At 71.4% G+C, this 15,087-nt stretch carries 14 protein-coding genes and 4 pseudogenes; 16 read left to right on the top strand and 2 right to left on the bottom strand.

All coding sequences use genetic code 11. The annotated features are described in order from the left end of the window. Positions 1 to 34 precede the first annotated feature (34 nt). Entirely contained in the window at positions 35 to 1,180 is a 1,146-nt protein-coding gene (locus WJ438_RS04315; protein WP_406724024.1) for a hypothetical protein, read from the bottom strand. A 496-nt stretch (positions 1,181 to 1,676) separates the two neighbouring features. Between WJ438_RS04315 and WJ438_RS04310 the strand changes: the two genes are divergently transcribed. The 6 genes and pseudogenes from WJ438_RS04310 to WJ438_RS04285 form a co-directional block, all read left to right on the top strand. Beyond that, positions 1,677 to 1,940 (top strand): hypothetical protein, encoded by a 264-nt coding sequence (locus WJ438_RS04310; RefSeq protein ID WP_406724023.1) that lies wholly within the window; start codon positions 1,677 to 1,679, stop codon positions 1,938 to 1,940. A gap of 308 nt (positions 1,941 to 2,248) precedes the next feature. Then, positions 2,249 to 2,665, top strand: coding sequence for an SsgA family sporulation/cell division regulator (locus tag WJ438_RS04305; protein WP_406724022.1), 417 nt, complete (start codon positions 2,249 to 2,251; stop codon positions 2,663 to 2,665). Between the two features lie 553 nt (positions 2,666 to 3,218). Beyond that, a complete protein-coding gene (locus WJ438_RS04300) occupies positions 3,219 to 4,763 on the top strand; it encodes an FMN-binding glutamate synthase family protein (RefSeq protein ID WP_406724021.1) in 1,545 nt (514 codons plus the stop codon). 122 nt (positions 4,764 to 4,885) lie between these two features. Continuing rightward, positions 4,886 to 5,161, top strand: coding sequence for an alpha/beta hydrolase family protein (locus WJ438_RS04295; protein WP_406724020.1), 276 nt, complete (start codon positions 4,886 to 4,888; stop codon positions 5,159 to 5,161). Continuing rightward, complete coding sequence (locus WJ438_RS04290) at positions 5,161 to 5,667, top strand: alpha/beta hydrolase family protein (protein ID WP_406724019.1); 507 nt, start codon at positions 5,161 to 5,163, stop codon at positions 5,665 to 5,667. Before WJ438_RS04295 ends, WJ438_RS04290 begins: the two co-directional genes overlap by 1 nt. 422 nt (positions 5,668 to 6,089) lie before the next feature. Then, positions 6,090 to 6,221: pseudogene (locus WJ438_RS04285) on the top strand (XRE family transcriptional regulator); the annotation flags it as partial. A 320-nt stretch (positions 6,222 to 6,541) separates the two neighbouring features. Here WJ438_RS04285 and WJ438_RS04280 read toward each other — a convergent pair. Beyond that, positions 6,542 to 6,952: a hypothetical protein gene (locus tag WJ438_RS04280; RefSeq protein WP_406724018.1), complete on the bottom strand. Its 411-nt coding sequence runs from the start codon at positions 6,950 to 6,952 to the stop codon at positions 6,542 to 6,544. A gap of 593 nt (positions 6,953 to 7,545) precedes the next feature. Between WJ438_RS04280 and wrbA the strand changes: the two genes are divergently transcribed. From wrbA to pqqE, 10 genes and pseudogenes are all read left to right on the top strand, one after another. Then, positions 7,546 to 8,166 carry an NAD(P)H:quinone oxidoreductase gene (wrbA, locus tag WJ438_RS04275; protein WP_406729586.1) on the top strand — a complete coding sequence of 207 codons (621 nt, stop codon included), beginning with the start codon at positions 7,546 to 7,548 and terminating at the stop codon, positions 8,164 to 8,166. 253 nt (positions 8,167 to 8,419) lie between these two features. Beyond that, positions 8,420 to 9,373, top strand: coding sequence for a pirin family protein (locus WJ438_RS04270; protein ID WP_406724017.1), 954 nt, complete (start codon positions 8,420 to 8,422; stop codon positions 9,371 to 9,373). Next, positions 9,370 to 9,893, top strand: a pseudogene (locus WJ438_RS04265) (carboxymuconolactone decarboxylase family protein). The gene WJ438_RS04270 and the pseudogene WJ438_RS04265 overlap by 4 nt, the downstream one beginning before the upstream one ends. Continuing rightward, positions 9,890 to 10,216 (top strand): GNAT family N-acetyltransferase, encoded by a 327-nt coding sequence (locus WJ438_RS04260; protein ID WP_406724016.1) that lies wholly within the window; start codon positions 9,890 to 9,892, stop codon positions 10,214 to 10,216. Before WJ438_RS04265 ends, WJ438_RS04260 begins: the two are co-directional and overlap by 4 nt. Positions 10,217 to 10,269: 53 nt before the next feature. Beyond that, positions 10,270 to 11,676, top strand: a complete 1,407-nt coding sequence (locus WJ438_RS04255; RefSeq protein WP_406724015.1) for a dihydrolipoyl dehydrogenase family protein — start codon at positions 10,270 to 10,272, stop codon at positions 11,674 to 11,676. Positions 11,677 to 11,914: 238 nt separating this feature from the next. Continuing rightward, positions 11,915 to 12,037, top strand: coding sequence for a pyrroloquinoline quinone precursor peptide PqqA (pqqA, locus tag WJ438_RS04250; RefSeq protein ID WP_406724014.1), 123 nt, complete (start codon positions 11,915 to 11,917; stop codon positions 12,035 to 12,037). Positions 12,038 to 12,046: 9 nt separating this feature from the next. Then, on the top strand, positions 12,047 to 12,952 hold the full coding sequence (gene pqqB / locus WJ438_RS04245) for a pyrroloquinoline quinone biosynthesis protein PqqB (RefSeq protein ID WP_406724013.1): 906 nt from the start codon (positions 12,047 to 12,049) through the stop codon (positions 12,950 to 12,952). Continuing rightward, positions 12,949 to 13,673, top strand: a pseudogene (gene pqqC / locus WJ438_RS04240) (pyrroloquinoline-quinone synthase PqqC). The gene pqqB and the pseudogene pqqC overlap by 4 nt, the downstream one beginning before the upstream one ends. Then, on the top strand, positions 13,670 to 13,945 hold the full coding sequence (gene pqqD / locus WJ438_RS04235; RefSeq protein WP_406724012.1) for a pyrroloquinoline quinone biosynthesis peptide chaperone PqqD: 276 nt from the start codon (positions 13,670 to 13,672) through the stop codon (positions 13,943 to 13,945). Before pqqC ends, pqqD begins: the two are co-directional and overlap by 4 nt. A gap of 21 nt (positions 13,946 to 13,966) precedes the next feature. After that, positions 13,967 to 15,057 (top strand): annotated as a pseudogene (pqqE, locus tag WJ438_RS04230) (pyrroloquinoline quinone biosynthesis protein PqqE). Positions 15,058 to 15,087 lie beyond the last annotated feature (30 nt).

Genomic DNA, 15,087 nt, shown 5'->3' with positions numbered 1-15,087 from the left:
GCTCGACGGGTTGGGCCGGCGGCGGGCCGGGCGGTCAGGAGCGGGGGAACCGGGCAGTGGGCGCGCTCTTCGCCAGCGGCGTCACCGGTGCCATCGGCTCCGAGGTCCCGGCGCGGTCCAGGTCGGACAGGAGCCGTTCCGCGTCGGTGACCAGCGATCCGTAGATGTGCCAGGCTCCGGGTTCGGTCAGGGCGCCGCGTGCCACGAGTTCGGTCATGCGGTCATGCCAGCTCTGGGCCTGGTCAAGCGCGGTGCACAGCCGTTTGCCGGCGGCGGTGTGCTCCGGCTCGGCGGCCCGGCTCCCTGCGGTGAAGTCCTCCACGGCCTGTCCGGCCAGCTCGAGCGTCCGGGCGTACTGGTCGGTGAACAACCGCCCCAGACGGAAGTCGTCCCGGGGGGCGTCCAGGGTATCGGCCAGGGTCCGGGCGATCCCTCGCACCTGCAGTGATATCCCGTGCAGGACGAGGAGCGCATGGCCGCCGGTTCCGGGCCGCCGGGGCCCGTGCACGGAGCAGCGGAGGTTCCAGCGCAGGCTGTCCTCGGCCAGCCGCACCTGGTCCTGCGCCTCGGCGATCTCCTCCTCGAGTTGCCGCGCTCTCGACAGCCAGACCCGCGCGTGGCTGGGCCGCTGGTGCTGGTGCAGGCCGCGGCCCATGTCGCGCAGCAGCGCGCTGGTGGCCCGGGCCAGCCGGCGCACCGCGGCACGGGAGTCGTCCACGTACACCGGGGGCAGGATCAGGGCGTTGACCGCCGTCCCTACGATGGCCCCGGCCGCGGTGGCCAGCGCCAGGAGGACGAGGTCGCGCACCGGCATCGCCGCTACGACGGCCAGGGTGAGCAGCGCGGTCGAGGCGACCTGGAGTTGGTCGTCGAACATCCGGCGTCCGCGGGTGGCCAGGACGACGGCGAGGACCACCATGATGCTTCCGGCGGTGGGGCCCAGCCACCAGGCCGTGGCGATGGCCAGGGCGGCCCCCGCCGCCTGGACGGCGATCCGGCGCGCGGCCTCGGTCACCGAGTGGTGCACCGTCGAGGTGTTGACCACGAGCAGGGCGGTGGCGACGGCCAGGAACTGGGGTCGTCCCGGCCCCCACGGGGCGCTCGCCTGCCAGGCGAGCAGTGCGGCGGTCAGATTCTTGCCGCCGTGGGACAGGATGTGCCTGCCCTGGCGGGCGGCCACGGATTTGACCAGACGCGCCAGCGCCGGCCATCCGGGAGGCGGGGTGGGCGGCCTCTCCTCCGAATTAGTTGAATCTTGCACAAAATGGAGAATGCCATTTTCCGCCGGGTTTGACCAGTCGTGTCCCCGCGGTCCGGCAGGACGGGTCGCGGTGGGCCGGGCGCGGCGCCGCGAGCGGTGTGTCGGCGGGTCGATGTGCTCGGGGGCGGTCGTCGGCGCGTGCTGGCGTCCCTGCCGGCGGGGCGGGCTGCCGTTCCGCCCCGGCCGGTGGTGGTTTCTCCGTGCCCGTCGATGCGGTTGATCCCGGCCGCGCGAAGGTCGGGGGAGGTCAGATTATTTCCCTCTGCGGGGGGCGATGTCGGTGAAATAGCCCACACAGCGGAAAGTTTATCCTTCAACCATCTCGGGGTAGTTTCGGCGGTGTCCCACCACCTCGGGGCACCGTCCGACGTCCCGCGGGGCGGAACGTCGGCATGGCATTCAAGGAGGAGTGATCATGAGTCGCATATTCGGAAGGCGGATCGCCACTGCGGCCGCCTCGGTGGCTGTCGCCGCGGGCGCTGTGCTCGCCGCGGGCGGTACAGCCTCGGCATCGCCCCACTCCGACGCCCAGCGCGTTGTCACCGGCTCCTACGCCACGGACAACGACCGGCACGACCGGGACCGTGACCGGTACGACCGGGGCCGGGACCGTGACCGGTACGACCGGGACCGTGACCGTGACCGGCATGACCGTGACCGCGGGGACGATCGCCGCTGACGGCGGGGGGCCGGAACCACCGGTCCGCTGATCAGACGTACGCACCGTCCGCATGGCTCATGTCCGACAACGACGTCGCGTATGAGCGACCGCGGCCGAGACCGGCAGCAGGTGACCGGACGGGGTGCGCCCATATCACCGGGGGCGGGGTGCAGTGCGACTGCAGGCGCGCCGCACCCCGCCCCGGGCATGTCGTCGTCCGACGCCGGGCGGCGGCCGGAACACGGCACCCGCATCAAGGTCGCCGAAAGAACCGTCCGGAGAGCCTCCCGCGGGCGCCGTCCGGATCGAGAGACAAGAGAAAGCCCGTGAAGAACTTCGTCGAGCAGGAGTGCGAGATGCGCCTGCTGGTCGCGCCGGGGTGCAGCATCGGTGTAGCGACCCGACTGTCCTACGACCCGCGCGACCCCTACGCCGTCCAGGTCGACTTCCACACCGGCTTGCACGCCCCGGTGACCTGGGTGTTCGCCCGCGAACTGCTGGCCCAGGGCGCGTTCGGGCCCTGTGGGCAGGGCGACGTGCGGACCTGGCCTGCCGGTACCGGGGCGCGCCGCATGCTGTGTCTTGCCTTGGCCGCCCCGGACGGGCAGGCCCTGCTCCAGGCCCCGTCCGCCGTGGTGGAGCGGTGGCTGCAGCGGACCTACCGACTGGTGCCCCCGGGCCACGAGACGCGGCTGCTCGATGTGGAACAAGAACTGTGCGGACTGCTCGGCGAAAGCGCCTGAGGTCCGCATGCACCGGGTGAACATCAAGACCGCCGGCGAACACCCGGCCGCGCCCCGGGCCCGCGACGAGGCCGCTGGGGGCGGAGGCGAGGCGCCTCAAGGCGCAGACGCAGACGTCCCGCCACGCGGCGTGCATTCGATGAGCAGCGGGCCGCCGAGGCGCTCGCCGCAGCCGCGACCGCCCGGGAGAGGGCCGCGCGGAGGCCGCCGCGCAGACGGCGGAGGACTACGCCCCGCCGCGAGTGCAACACGCCGCGTTGCCCGGGTGCTCATCGCCGTCCACCCGTACCGGACCCCTGGCTCTGGCACCCGCGGCGCGCAGGTGGAAGGCGCGGTGGGCCCGTCGGTGGTTCGCGTCGGTGGTTGTGCGGAGCGCGAGTTTACGGTCGGGCTGTGCGTTCGGCTGCCTGGCCGGGGTCGGTGGGGCGGTTCGCCCGGACGATGTTCTCGATTTCTTCACCCCCGCTGGGCCGTGCCCGTCGCCCAACGCCCAACACGACACGTCGACTCCACCGCATAGCGGTGGAGTCGAGCATCGAGGAGAGGAACGTTCATGAACGCCCGGAGTATCGGCGCGGCCGCCGCAACAGGATTGGCACTGATGGCCGCCCGCGATCTCTTCCAGAAGAAGCACGCACTGCTCCGGAACTTCCCGGTGATCGGGCACGCCCGGTACCTGTTGGAGACGATCGGGCCGGAGCTGCGGCAGTACATCGTGACCACCAATGAGGAGGAGCGCCCGTTCAGTCGTGACCAGCGCACCTGGATCTACGCGTCGGCGAAGGAGGAGAACAACTACTTCGGGTTCGGAACTGACGTCGACGTCGAGCACGTGCAGGGGCACGCATACCTGAAGCAGCGCACGTTCGCCGACACGCTGCCCGACGCGCAGGACCCGCAGGCCCCACTGCCCTCGGCCAAGGTGCTGGGCGGGCCGCGCGGGCGCGCCAAGGCGTTCCGACCGGCGAGCGTGGTGAACATCTCGGCGATGAGCTTCGGATCGCTCTCCGGCGCGGCGATCACGGCGCTCAACAAAGGGGCGGCGCTGGCGGGCACGATGCAGAATACGGGCGAGGGCGGCATCTCGCCGTACCACCGCAACGGTGGCGACCTCGTCCTTCAGATCGGTACGGCGTACTTCGGCTGCCGCAACGAGGACGGCACCTTCAATCTCGACAAGCTCAAGGATGTGGTCGCCAGCGCCCCGGTCAAGGCGATAGAGATCAAGCTCTCCCAGGGCGCCAAGCCGGGGCTGGGCGGAATGCTGCCGGGCGCGAAGGTGACCCCGGAGATCGCCGAGATCCGCGGCATCCCGCCCGGCAAGGACTGCGCCTCCCCGTCGCGGCACACCGCGTTCAGCGACGTCGACTCCATGCTCGACTTCGTCGAGTTGCTCGCCACCGAGACCGGTCTGCCGGTCGGGGTCAAGAGCGCGGTGGGCGAGCTGGACTTCTGGCAGGAGCTGGCCGCGCTGATGGCGCGTGGTGACCGTGGTGTCGACTTCGTGACCGTCGACGGCGGCGAGGGCGGCACCGGGGCGGCGCCGCTGATCTTCACCGACTCGGTGTCGCTGCCGTTCCGGATGGGCTTCTCCCGGGTCTATGGCGCCTTCGCCGAGCTGGGGCTGACCGACGAGCTGACCTTCATCGGCTCCGGCAAGCTCGGCCTGCCCGAGAACGCCGCAGTCGCCTTCGCTCTGGGTGCCGACATGATCAACGTGGGTCGTGAGGCGATGCTGTCGATCGGCTGCATCCAGTCGCAGAAGTGCCACACCGACAGGTGCCCCACCGGCGTCGCCACCCAGAACCCGTGGCTGGCCCGCGGCCTCGACCCGACCTCGAAGGCCACCCGGGCCGCTGCCTACCTGCGCACCCTGCGCAAGGAGCTGATGAAGGTCTCGTCGGCCATCGGCGTCGCCCACCCGGCACTCATCACAGCCACCGACATCGAGATCATGAGCGGCGACTATGACGCCCGCACCCTGGCCGGCGTCTACGGCTACAAGGACGGCTGGGGCAGGCTCGGCCCGCGCCTCGCCGATGAGATCACTGCGCTACTCGCCATCAAGCCGACCTTCGTCCAGAAGCCGACCGCCTGACACGCCGACAGCGACAGGCACCGCGCTCACCGCTCTCCTGCGCGGAGCCCGCGCGTGGCAACAGCCGGTGTCGCCCTCACCTCCCCGACCCCACGAACAGCCCATGCCGAGGTGATCACAACATGACTGAGGAAGTGAGATTCAAGAGCATCGTCGGCCCCGAACTGGCCGGAGTAATTGACCTGCCAGACGGCGAGATCCGGGGCTGGGGAATCTTCGTCCACGGATTCACACTCGGCAAGAACTCGCCGGCCGCTTCGCGCGTCAGCAAGCAACTGGCAAGCGAGGGGATCGGAATGCTGCGCTACGACAACCTCGGGATCGGAGGCTCCGACGGCGACTGGGGGACGGTTCCTTCACCATCAAGGTCCAGGACACCGTCCGTGCAGCAACTCTGATGGCGGAGCGAGGGACTCCAGCAGACCTGCTGGTGGGGCACTCGTGGGGAGGCGCCGCCGCCATCGCCGCGGCGGCCGAGGCAACCGGCGTCCGCGCGGTCGCCACGATCGGGGCGCCTGTCGACCCCAGCCACGTCGAGGGACAGTACGACGCGGTCATAGATCGCGTTCTCAGTGAAGGGTCGCACGAGTGGTTCGTCGGCGGGAGGACCCTGGTCCTCAAGCGTGCCTTCGTCGAGGACGTCCACCATGCCAGCCTGCGCGCCGGGATACGCGAGTTGCGCCTACCACTACTCGTCCTGCATTCGCCTACCGACAACACCGTCGACATCGCCAACGCCGGGGAGATCTTCTACGAGGCACGACACCCGCGTAGTTTCGTCGCGCTCGACGGAGCAGACCACCTCCTGACCGCCCGAGGACAAGCACAGCGAGCCGCCCACATCATCAGCGCCTGGGCCGACCAGTACATCCACGCGTCACGGCCCGGAGTGGGAGTGTCATGAATCAGGGTATGGCCACGGGGCCATGTCGCCCGCGTACTCGGACAGTTGGTGAGGTCGGGCCGGGGCGCCTTGCCGGCGTTGCCGTCGGTGGGTTTCCCCGGCCCGCCTCCCGAACCGACGTGCCCGCTCTCCAGGCATCCGGCTCTCCACAAGCCCTCTCAGACGGCCGCTGCGATCGTGGTCCCATTGGGCCAGGGCGAGGGGATCTTGTTGCCGCGGTAGAGGCAGCGGTGGGTTCGCACCTTCTCGTCGTCGGTGGGCCGCCAGACCGGCACTGCGCAGCACAGCCAGCGCGTTGTCCAGCGGCTTGTAAGCCCTGAAATGATGGTGCAGCATCGGATACCGCCGTACTTCGGGCTCCTCGGACTCCAAAATCGTCGCGGCCAGCGACAGCACCGGTTCCTCCCCGCTCTCCTCATACTCCGTCAGCAGCTGGCGCGCAGATGTGGTATCTGGTCAGGCAGTTCAAGGGCACCCGGGCGGTGGCTGGCGCGCTGGGCGTCTCGCAGCGCACCGTGGAGCGGTACGTGAAGGGCCGGATCCGGCCGGCCCCGCAACGGCGCACATGTGGTGGAGCCGGGATTTGCGGTGGTGGAGGTCACGGCCGCCGAGGGCGAGAGGTGGCTTTTTTCACGAGGGTAGAAGGGAACGAAGCCACAGCGGCGGCTGCGGAACTTCCGCGCGGGGTGCGGGTCGCGGGGGTGGTATGCGGTGGCATGACCGCTGCTGTCCCTTAAGCGGTCATGCCACCGCATACCACCCCCGCTGCCCTGTGACGCCCGCCCGCATGTGGTGCAGGGGGCGGCTCAGGCCGCGTCACTTGCCCACCGGTATACGGCAGCCCGAGCGGTGGCGGCCTCGGTGCCCGCGGTCCTCAGCCGTGTGACCGGTCGTGGTGCTGCGGGCTGCCCTGGTGGGCGTGTCCGTGCTCCTCGGCCCAGCGGAGCTGGTCGAGGACCCACTGACGACGGCCTTCGTCGATCCGCGCCTGGTAACCGTCGCGGTCGTCGTACCGGATCCAGGAGCGGCCTCCGTCGTGATCCCGCTTCCCGTAGCCGTAATCGTCACCGCCCCGGCCGTCGAATGCGCTGCGTCGGTCCCCGCTGTGGGGGTGCCGGTATCCGTTGTGATGGTCGGAGATTCGGACGGCGGATACGGCGCCCGAGTGGCTGCTGCTCGGGTACGCCGCCGCCGAGGCGGCGCCGCCACCGGCGAGAAGGCCGGCTGCCGCGACGGCAGCAGAAGTGATCGCGGCGGCGGCCCGGCGCGCAGTCTGGTTTGACATGATTCCTCCTCCCTGCTCATCCGGCGATGCGAATGGATCGCTTCGCGGATATTCGCCTGCCTTCGGGCACTTGAGACAGTAGCCCATTTGGTTGAGCGTTGAACTACCTGGGGCGTGAGGTCCGCCACCCGGCAAAAGTCGGTGCGTCGGAATATTCCTCCGAGACCCGCCGTTGGGAGCCGGTTCTCGAGCGGCAGGTCGAGACATCCGCCCCCCTCGCTCTATCTCGCGGGCAGCAACCCGGCCGGCCCGCAGCCACGTTGGGCGAAACCGCACCTCATGCGTGTGCGTCGGCAGCGAGGAGGGCGAGCTGCGGGCCGTCGGCGACGGCGATCCGGTCATCCCGACGGCGCCGGTTCCCTGAACGGTGGCTGCAGAGTGGCAGACGAGCCGGGCTGCACGCGGGGTCTGGCCAGCCTGCGCTGCGGTCATGCGCTGACCTGCCACCCACCCCTGGAAGTACAGACGCCCACATGATGGTTTACGGTTCAACCAACACCCGTCGATGGGTGTTCAGCACCAGAACGAAAGCTGTCATGGGCATCTTCAGCCGTCACCGCACCCCCGACACCAACCGAACGGAGACCGCAGCCGTGCGCACCCCGACCAAGCTCGCCGTCGTCTACTACTCCTCCACCGGCATCGTCGCCGAGATCGGTAAGGAGATCGCCCAGGCCGCGGAGAAGGCCGGCGCCGAGGTCCGCCTGCTCAAGGCCGCCGAGCTGGCCCCGCAGGCCGCCATCGACTCCAACCCGGCCTGGGCCGCCCACGCCGCCGCCACCGCCGACATCCCCGTCGCCACCCCGGCCGACATCGAGTGGGCCGACGCCGTGATCTTCGGCTCGCCCACCCGCTTCGGCAACATCGCCTCGCAGCTCAAGCAGTTCATCGACACCCTGGGCGGCCTGTGGGCCCAGGGCAAGCTGGCCGACAAGGTCTACAGCGGCTTCACCGCCACCTCCACCGCCCACGGCGGCCAGGAGTCCACCCTGCTGGCGCTGTACCACTCCGTCCACCACTTCGGCGGCATCCTCGTGGCCCCCGGCTACACCGACCCCGCCAAGTTCGCCGACGGCAACCCCTACGGCACCTCCCACGTCGACGCCCAGGGCAACAACCCGGTCGACGACACCACCCGCACCGCCGCCCGGATCCAGGCCGAGCGCGTGGTCAGGATCGCGTCCGGCCTCAGGGCCGGCCTCGCCGCCGCCTGACCCGGCCCTGTCCAGGAGGGGACCAGCGACGGTCCGTCGGCCGCACCCCGGGGTGCGGCCGACGGACCGTCGCTGGTCCGAGCGACCCCCGCCTGGCGGGGGTCGCCTTTTGTCGCACGCGCAAACGGGTACTTCCACCGTGGACTGCACGTCATGGTGGACACAAGCGCCCGTGGACACGCCGGAAGTAAGCCGCGTCCCCTGGCGGTCCGGTCACCAGAAGACACCGGCACACGAGGAAAGAGGTCCTGTGATGAGCGGACCGGTCAGTACGGTCGATGCGCCCGCCGATCAGGCCGAGACCGGCCATCCCGAACCGCCCTGCCTGGAGGTGAGCGACAGCCGGGAGGCGACCGTCGGCGCGATCCGGGTGCGCCGGGCCCTGCCGCGCCGGGGCCGGCGCACGGTGGGGGCCTGGTGCTTCGCCGATCACATGGGGCCGGCCGACGTCACCGAGAACAGCGGCCTGGACATCGGGCCGCACCCCCACATCGGCCTGCAGACCGTCACCTGGCTGACCGACGGCCAGGTCCTGCACCGCGACAGCCTCGGCTCCGAGCAGGTCATCAAGCCGGGCCAGCTCAACCTGATGACCTCCGGCCGCGCCGTCTCCCACGCGGAGGAGGCCACCGGCCACTACCGCGGCACCCTGGAGGGCATCCAGATGTGGACCGCCCTCCCGGACAGCACCCGGCACGGCGCACCCGCGTTCGAGCACCATGCGGAACTGCCGCGGGCCGACCTCGACGGCCAGGCCGGCGCCGCGACCGTCCTGATCGGCGACTTCGGCGGCCTGAGCAGCCCGGCCCGGCACGACACCCCGCTCGTCGGCGTCGAGCTGGACCTGCGGGCCCCGGCCACCATTTCCCTGCGCCCGGACTGGGAGTACGCACTCGTCGTCCTTCAGGGGGCCGTGGCCGTCCGCGACCAGCCCCTGCGCCCCGGGCGCCTGGGCTACCTCGGCGAGGGACGCGACGAGCTCCCCCTGGAGGTCCGCGAGCCCGCCCGGGTCATGCTCCTGGGCGGTGAGCCCTTCCCCGAGCCGATCCTCATGTGGTGGAACTTCGTCGGCCGCGACCGCGAGGAGATCGACGCCGCCTATGCCTCCTGGGCCCGCCAGGACGACCGTTTCGGCCGCGTGGACTCCGCGCTCCCCCTCATTCCGGCCGAGGCCCCCTTCTGGCAGCAGGCCCCGGGGACCCGCTGAGCACGACACCGCCCGGGGACCGGGTGTGGATCGACCGGCAGAGCCCTCAGGCGTACCGGGCCCTGCGCGAGACCGCGAAGGCGGTACGGGAGACCGCCCGCGCGGCCGGACTCGACCGCACCCTGGTCGAGCTGGTGAACATCCGTGTCTCCCAGATCAACGGCTGCGCCTCCTGCCTGCACCTGCACGTGCGTGCCGCCCTGCGCCGGGGGAGACCACGCAGCGCCTCGCCGTCCTGCCCGCGTGGCGCGACGCCGGCCTGTTCACCGACCGGGAACGGGCCGCGCTCACCCTCGCCGAGTCCGTCACCGTGCTCCCGGACGCCCGCGTCCAGGACCAGGACTACGCCGAAGCCGCCCGGCACCTGACACCGGAGGAGATCTCCGCCGTCGCCTGGGTCGCCCTCACCATGAACGCCTTCAACCGCGTGTCGATCGTCAGCCGCCACCCCGTACCGCCCCAGACGGCCACCGCACCGCGCACCTCCCGGGCGGCCACCGCACAGGAGGGCCTGACATGAGCACCGCCACCCGCGACAACCCCGCCGAGCACCGCTACGAGATCCACGACGATGGCCGTCTCGCGGGCTTCGCCGTCTACGAACTCGCCCACGGCAGCATCTCGTTCACCCACACCGAGACCCTTCCCGAGTTCGGCGGCCGGGGCCTGGCCGGGCAGCTGGTCGCCGAGGCCCTCGACGACGCCCGGCGCCGCAACCTCGCCGTCCTGCCGTACTGCCCCTACGTCCGCAAGGTCATCGCCCGGGACACCGACACATACCTGGACCTCGTCCCCGAGAAGGACCGGGCCCGTGTCGGGCTTCCTTCCGCAGAGACGGTGTAACTCTGTGCGTCGCCGCGCGGAAGAAGCCATGCCGATCATCAGAGGGAGGCCCCATGAGTGAGAAGGACGTCCAGGACGTCGACCTGCTGGTGATCGGCGGCGGCAAGGCGGGGAAGTCGCTGGCGATGGACCGCGCCAAGGCAGGCTGGAAGGTCACCATGGTGGAGCGGGACAAGATCGGCGGCACGTGCATCAACGTCGCCTGCATCCCCACGAAGGCGCTCGTCGGCTCGGCCCGCACCCTGCTCGCCGCACGCCACGCCGCCCGGATGGGCGTCGAGATCGGCTCCGAGCCCGCCGTCGACCTGGCAGCGCTCCGTGCGCACAAGGAGGACGTGGTGGGCGGGATGGTGGAGGCCCACACGAAGCTGTTCGCCGACTCCGGCATGGACTTCGTCCTGGGGACCGCCCGGTTCACGGGGGAACGGACCGTCGAGATCACCACCGCCGACGGTGCCACCCGGACGGTGCGCGGCCGGGACGTCGTCATCAACACCGGAACCACCCCGGCCGTGCCGGACCTGCCCGGCATCGCCGACGCGCAGGTGTGGGACTCGGAGACGATCCTGCACCTGGAGCGGCTGCCCGAGACGCTGCTGATCCTGGGCGGAGGGTACGTCGGTTGCGAGTTCGCCTCGATGTTCGCCGTCTTCGGCACGCGCGTGACGTTGCTGCAGGGCCGCGACCGGCTGCTGCCGCGCGAGGACCGGGACGTCGCCGACGAGGTGGCCCGAGTGCTCACCGACCAGGGCGTCGACGTGCGGCTCGGGGCGCGCGCGAGTGCCGTGCGCCGCGAGGAGGGCCGCGGTGACGTCGTCGTCACCCTCGACGACGGCTCCGAGGTCTGCGGGCAGGAGCTGCTCGTGGCCACCGGCCGGACACCGGTCACCGCCGGCCTCGGGCTGGAGGCGGCGGGCGTGCGGCTGACCGACCGCGGGTTCGTCGCCGTCGACGACCACCTGCGCACCACCGCCGACCATGTCTGGGCCGCCGGGGACGTCGCCGGCAGTCCGCAGTTCACCCACGCCTCCTGGCACGACTTCCGCATCCTGCGGGCCAACCTCACCGGCGGCGACGCCGTCACCAGCGGCCGGACCGTGCCCTACACCGTCTTCATCACCCCCGAACTCGCCCGCATCGGACTCACGGAGACCGAGGCCCGTGCGCAGGGGCACGACGTGAAGGTGGCCCGGCTCCGGGTCGCCGCCATCCCGCGCGCCAAGACCCTGCACGACAAGGCCGGCATCTGGAAGGCCGTCGTCGACGCCGGGACGGACCAGATCCTCGGCGTCGCCCTGCTGGGCCACCATGCCGGGGAGGTTCTCTCCGCCGTGCAGATGGCCATGCTCGGCCGGCTGCCCTACCAGCAGGTCCGCGACGCCGTTTTCACCCACCCCACCATGGGGGAGGGCCTCAACCTGCTCTTCGACACCCTGGACGACGACACAGCTCACGGGTGACCGAACGGGGTCCGATGCCAGGCCTCCCACGGGTCCCGCCGACCGGGCGAGCCACGAGGCGGGCGCGCCCCTTGTACTCCGATCGAGTAAACGCCAGTGGCGCGCCCCGGGGGGCGCCACCGAAACCCCAAGGGGAGGTCGGGCAGCTCTCTCCGACGTCTGGAACCTCCCTTCCGGAAAGGGAGGTCTCCTTGGTACGGCCGTCCCGGCCGTCGTAGTGAAAAGCGAGGTACGCCTCATGGCCGAGCACACCGAGCAGGCCCCGCCGTGTCCCGTGGAGGAGACCGGCTGGCAGACACCCGAGTTCGTGATCGTCGAGACCGCACTCGAGGTCACCGCCTACTCCCTCGCAACCCGTTAGCCCGCCGCCATGCTGCTGCAGGTGCTCGGCACCGCGGCGGGCAGCGGAATCCCCAGTGGAACTGCGCGTGCCCCGGATGCTCCGGGGCACGCGCAGTTCCACTGGCGCCGTCGTCATGCCTCGCTCGCCGTCCGGACCGGCGAGGGCCGCTGGTACCTGGTGAACGCCACGCCCGACCTCGGCGACCAGATCGAGGCGTACCCGGCTCTGCACCCGGGCCCGGGGCGGCGGCAGACCCCGGTGGCCGGGCTGGTTCTCACCGACGCCGAACTCGACCACACCACGGGCCTCACCCGGCTGCGCGAGGCGCACGACGGGCTGGAGGTGTTCGCGACCGCTCCGGTCCGGCAGGCGATCCGGGACCGGCTGCGCCTGGACACGGTGCTGGCCCCGTACACCGATGTGGCCTGGCATGATCTGCCGGTCCGGGGATCGGCCCCGCTGGGTGCCGCGGACGGCGGCGAGGGCCTGCGGGGCAGTGCCCTTCCGGTGTCCGGCAAACGGCCGCGGTACGCGGCCGAGGAGCCGGACGACGAGGAGTGGGCCGTCGCGCTGCGCCTGTACGACCCGGCCACGGGCGCGTCCGTGCTCTACGCTCCCGCCCTGGCCGCCTGGCCCGACCACCTTCACCGGGCCGCCGCCGAGGCGGACTGCGTCATCGTCGACGGCACCTTCTGGGACGAGGAGGAACCCCGCCGTGCGGGCGTCTGTGACCATACGGCCACCGGCATGGGGCATCTGCCGGTGGCCGGGCCGGGCGGCACCGCCGCGCTCCTCGCCCCGCTGACCGCCCGCTGTCTGTACACACACCTCAACAACACGAACCCGCTCGTGGACCCCGACGCGCCGCAGCACAAGCAGCTCGCGCGGCTGGGCCTGGAAGTGGCGCACGACGGAATGGTGATCCAGCTGTGACGACCGGGACCACATCGCTCACCGAGCACACGGAGCCCTGGAGTCCGGCGGAGCTCGAGGGCCGCCTGCGCGAGGTGGCGCGGGACCGCTACCACGACCGCCATCCCTTCAACGTCCGCATGCACAACGGTGACCTCGGCCCCGAGGAACCGCTGGATCACCAACCGCTTCCACTACCAGCGCCACATCCCGGTCAAGGACGCCCTGATCCTCGCCAAGCTGGACTCTCCGCAGCTGCGCCGGATGTGGATGCGCCGCATCGAGGACCACGACGGACAGCGGGAGCCAGGGCGGAATCGAGCGGTGGCTGCGGCTGGGTGAGGCGGCCGGCCTGGACCGCGGCACGCTGCTGGGCGGACGGACGGTGCTGCCCGGCGTACGGCTGGCGGTGGAGGGATACGTCAACTTCTGCCGGCTGCGTACGCCGTTGGAGGCCGTGGCGGCCTCGCTCACCGAACTGGCCGCCCCGGACCTCATGCGCACCCGTATCGACGCCTTCGAACGCCACTACCGGTGGATCGAACCGGACGGCCTCGCCTACTTCCGAAGCCGCGTCCACCAGGGGCGGCGGGACAGTTCCGAGGCGCTCGGTCTGGTCCTGGAGTGGGCCCGCACCCCGGCCGAGCAGGAGCGGGCCGTGGCCGCACTCGCCTTCAAGTGCGACGTCCTGGGGGCGCTGCTGGACGCCGTGCACACCGCCGGACAGCGGGAGCGGGGATGAGCACGCAGCCGGCGGTGGCCGACTGGCACCCCGCCCTGGTCCCGGCCGCGGTGCTGCGGCACGATCCCGCGCGCGGCGCGGACCTGCTGGTCCTGCCCGAACGCGTCGTCGTCCTGCAGGGCCGCGGCGGGGCGGTGGTCGGTCTGTGCGACGGCACCCGCACCGTGCGGGCCATCGTCGAGGAGTTGACCGTCCGCTTTCCCGGGGCACCGGTCGCCGACGAGGTCCCGGTCTTCCTCGACGGCCTGCGCCGGGAAGGGTGTCTGCGGTGAGCGTCCCCGCGCCCCTGGGCCCTGCTGGACGAGCTCACCCACGCCTGCCCGCTCCACTGCCCGTACTGCTCGAACCCGGTGGAACTGACGCGTCGCTCTCGCGAGCTGGAGACCGCCCAGTGGGCCGGGGTGATGTGCCAGGCCGGTGAACTCGGCGTCGTCCACACCCACTTGTCAGGTGGTGAGCCACTGCTGCGCCCCAACCTCGAGCAGATCACCACCGCCGCGGAAACCGCCGGAATCTACACCCAGCTGGTGACCAGCGGCGTCGGCCTGGACGCGGACCGGCTGGCGGCCCTGGCCGACGCCGGGCTGCGCAGTGTCCAGCTGTCCGTGCAGGCCGCCGACCCGCGGACCAACGACCGGATCGCCGGACGCCCGTCGTCGTTCGCCGCCAAGGAGAAGGCCGCCGCCCTCGTCCGCGACGCGGGGCTGCCGCTGGGCCTCAACGTCGTCCTGCACCGCGAGAACCTCGACGCGATCGACGCCATCGTCGACCTGGGTGTGGCCTGGGACGCGGACCGGATCGAGCTGGCCAACACCCAGTTCTACGGCTGGGGCCTGCTCAACCGCACCGCGCTGCTGCCCACCCCCGGCCAGCTCGCCCGTGCCCGGGACACCGTCGCACGCCGGCGGGCCGGACTGTCCGGACGGCCGGAACTGGTCTGGGTCGTTCCCGACCACTTCGACGGCGTGGCGAAGCCCTGCATGGGCGGATGGGGAGCCGTCTCCCTCACCGTCACCCCCGACGGCACCGTCCTGCCCTGCCCGGCGGCGGCCTCCCTGCCGGGCCTCGATCCGCCGAACGTCCGTGACCACACGCTGGACTGGATCTGGCATCGTTCCCCGGCGTTCAACCGTTCCCGCGGCACCGGCTGGATGGCCGAGCTCTGTCGCAGCTGCGACAGGCGCACGCAGGACTTCGGCGGCTGCCGCTGCCAGGCGTACGCGCTCATCGGCGACGTCACCCGCACCGATCCGGCATGCCGGCTCTCCCCGACCACGGCCTGGTCCGCTCACTGGTCAAACACTCCGAGGAGGGGGCTCCGGAGCCGGGGGTCTACCGCCGGGCGGGCCGCCGCGCACGGCGGCGCCCCGGCCCTACGGGGTGACCGAGCACACCGTACGGGGTACGGCAAGGC

The sequence above is a fragment of the Streptomyces sp. GD-15H genome (genome assembly GCF_045291515.1).
In the GTDB taxonomy this organism is placed as follows: Bacteria; Actinomycetota; Actinomycetes; order Streptomycetales; family Streptomycetaceae; genus Streptomyces.
This window is presented reverse-complemented; position numbering and strand designations above follow the sequence as displayed.

Bases quoted from the DNA above. Each gene is read 5' to 3' on its own strand.
- WJ438_RS04260 (WP_406724016.1), top strand. From the start codon at position 9,890: ATGAGCACCGCCACCCGCGACAACCCCGCCGAGCACCGCTACGAGATC.
- pqqA (WP_406724014.1), top strand. From the start codon at position 11,915: ATGGCCGAGCACACCGAGCAGGCCCCGCCGTGTCCCGTGGAGGAGACC.
- WJ438_RS04270 (WP_406724017.1), top strand. From the start codon at position 8,420: ATGAGCGGACCGGTCAGTACGGTCGATGCGCCCGCCGATCAGGCCGAG.
- WJ438_RS04255 (WP_406724015.1), top strand. From the start codon at position 10,270: ATGAGTGAGAAGGACGTCCAGGACGTCGACCTGCTGGTGATCGGCGGC.
- WJ438_RS04310 (WP_406724023.1), top strand. From the start codon at position 1,677: ATGAGTCGCATATTCGGAAGGCGGATCGCCACTGCGGCCGCCTCGGTG.
- pqqB (WP_406724013.1), top strand. From the start codon at position 12,047: ATGCTGCTGCAGGTGCTCGGCACCGCGGCGGGCAGCGGAATCCCCAGT.
- WJ438_RS04290 (WP_406724019.1), top strand. From the start codon at position 5,161: ATGGCGGAGCGAGGGACTCCAGCAGACCTGCTGGTGGGGCACTCGTGG.
- WJ438_RS04300 (WP_406724021.1), top strand. From the start codon at position 3,219: ATGAACGCCCGGAGTATCGGCGCGGCCGCCGCAACAGGATTGGCACTG.
- WJ438_RS04280 (WP_406724018.1), bottom strand. From the start codon at position 6,952: ATGTCAAACCAGACTGCGCGCCGGGCCGCCGCCGCGATCACTTCTGCT.
- WJ438_RS04295 (WP_406724020.1), top strand. From the start codon at position 4,886: ATGACTGAGGAAGTGAGATTCAAGAGCATCGTCGGCCCCGAACTGGCC.
- pqqD (WP_406724012.1), top strand. From the start codon at position 13,670: ATGAGCACGCAGCCGGCGGTGGCCGACTGGCACCCCGCCCTGGTCCCG.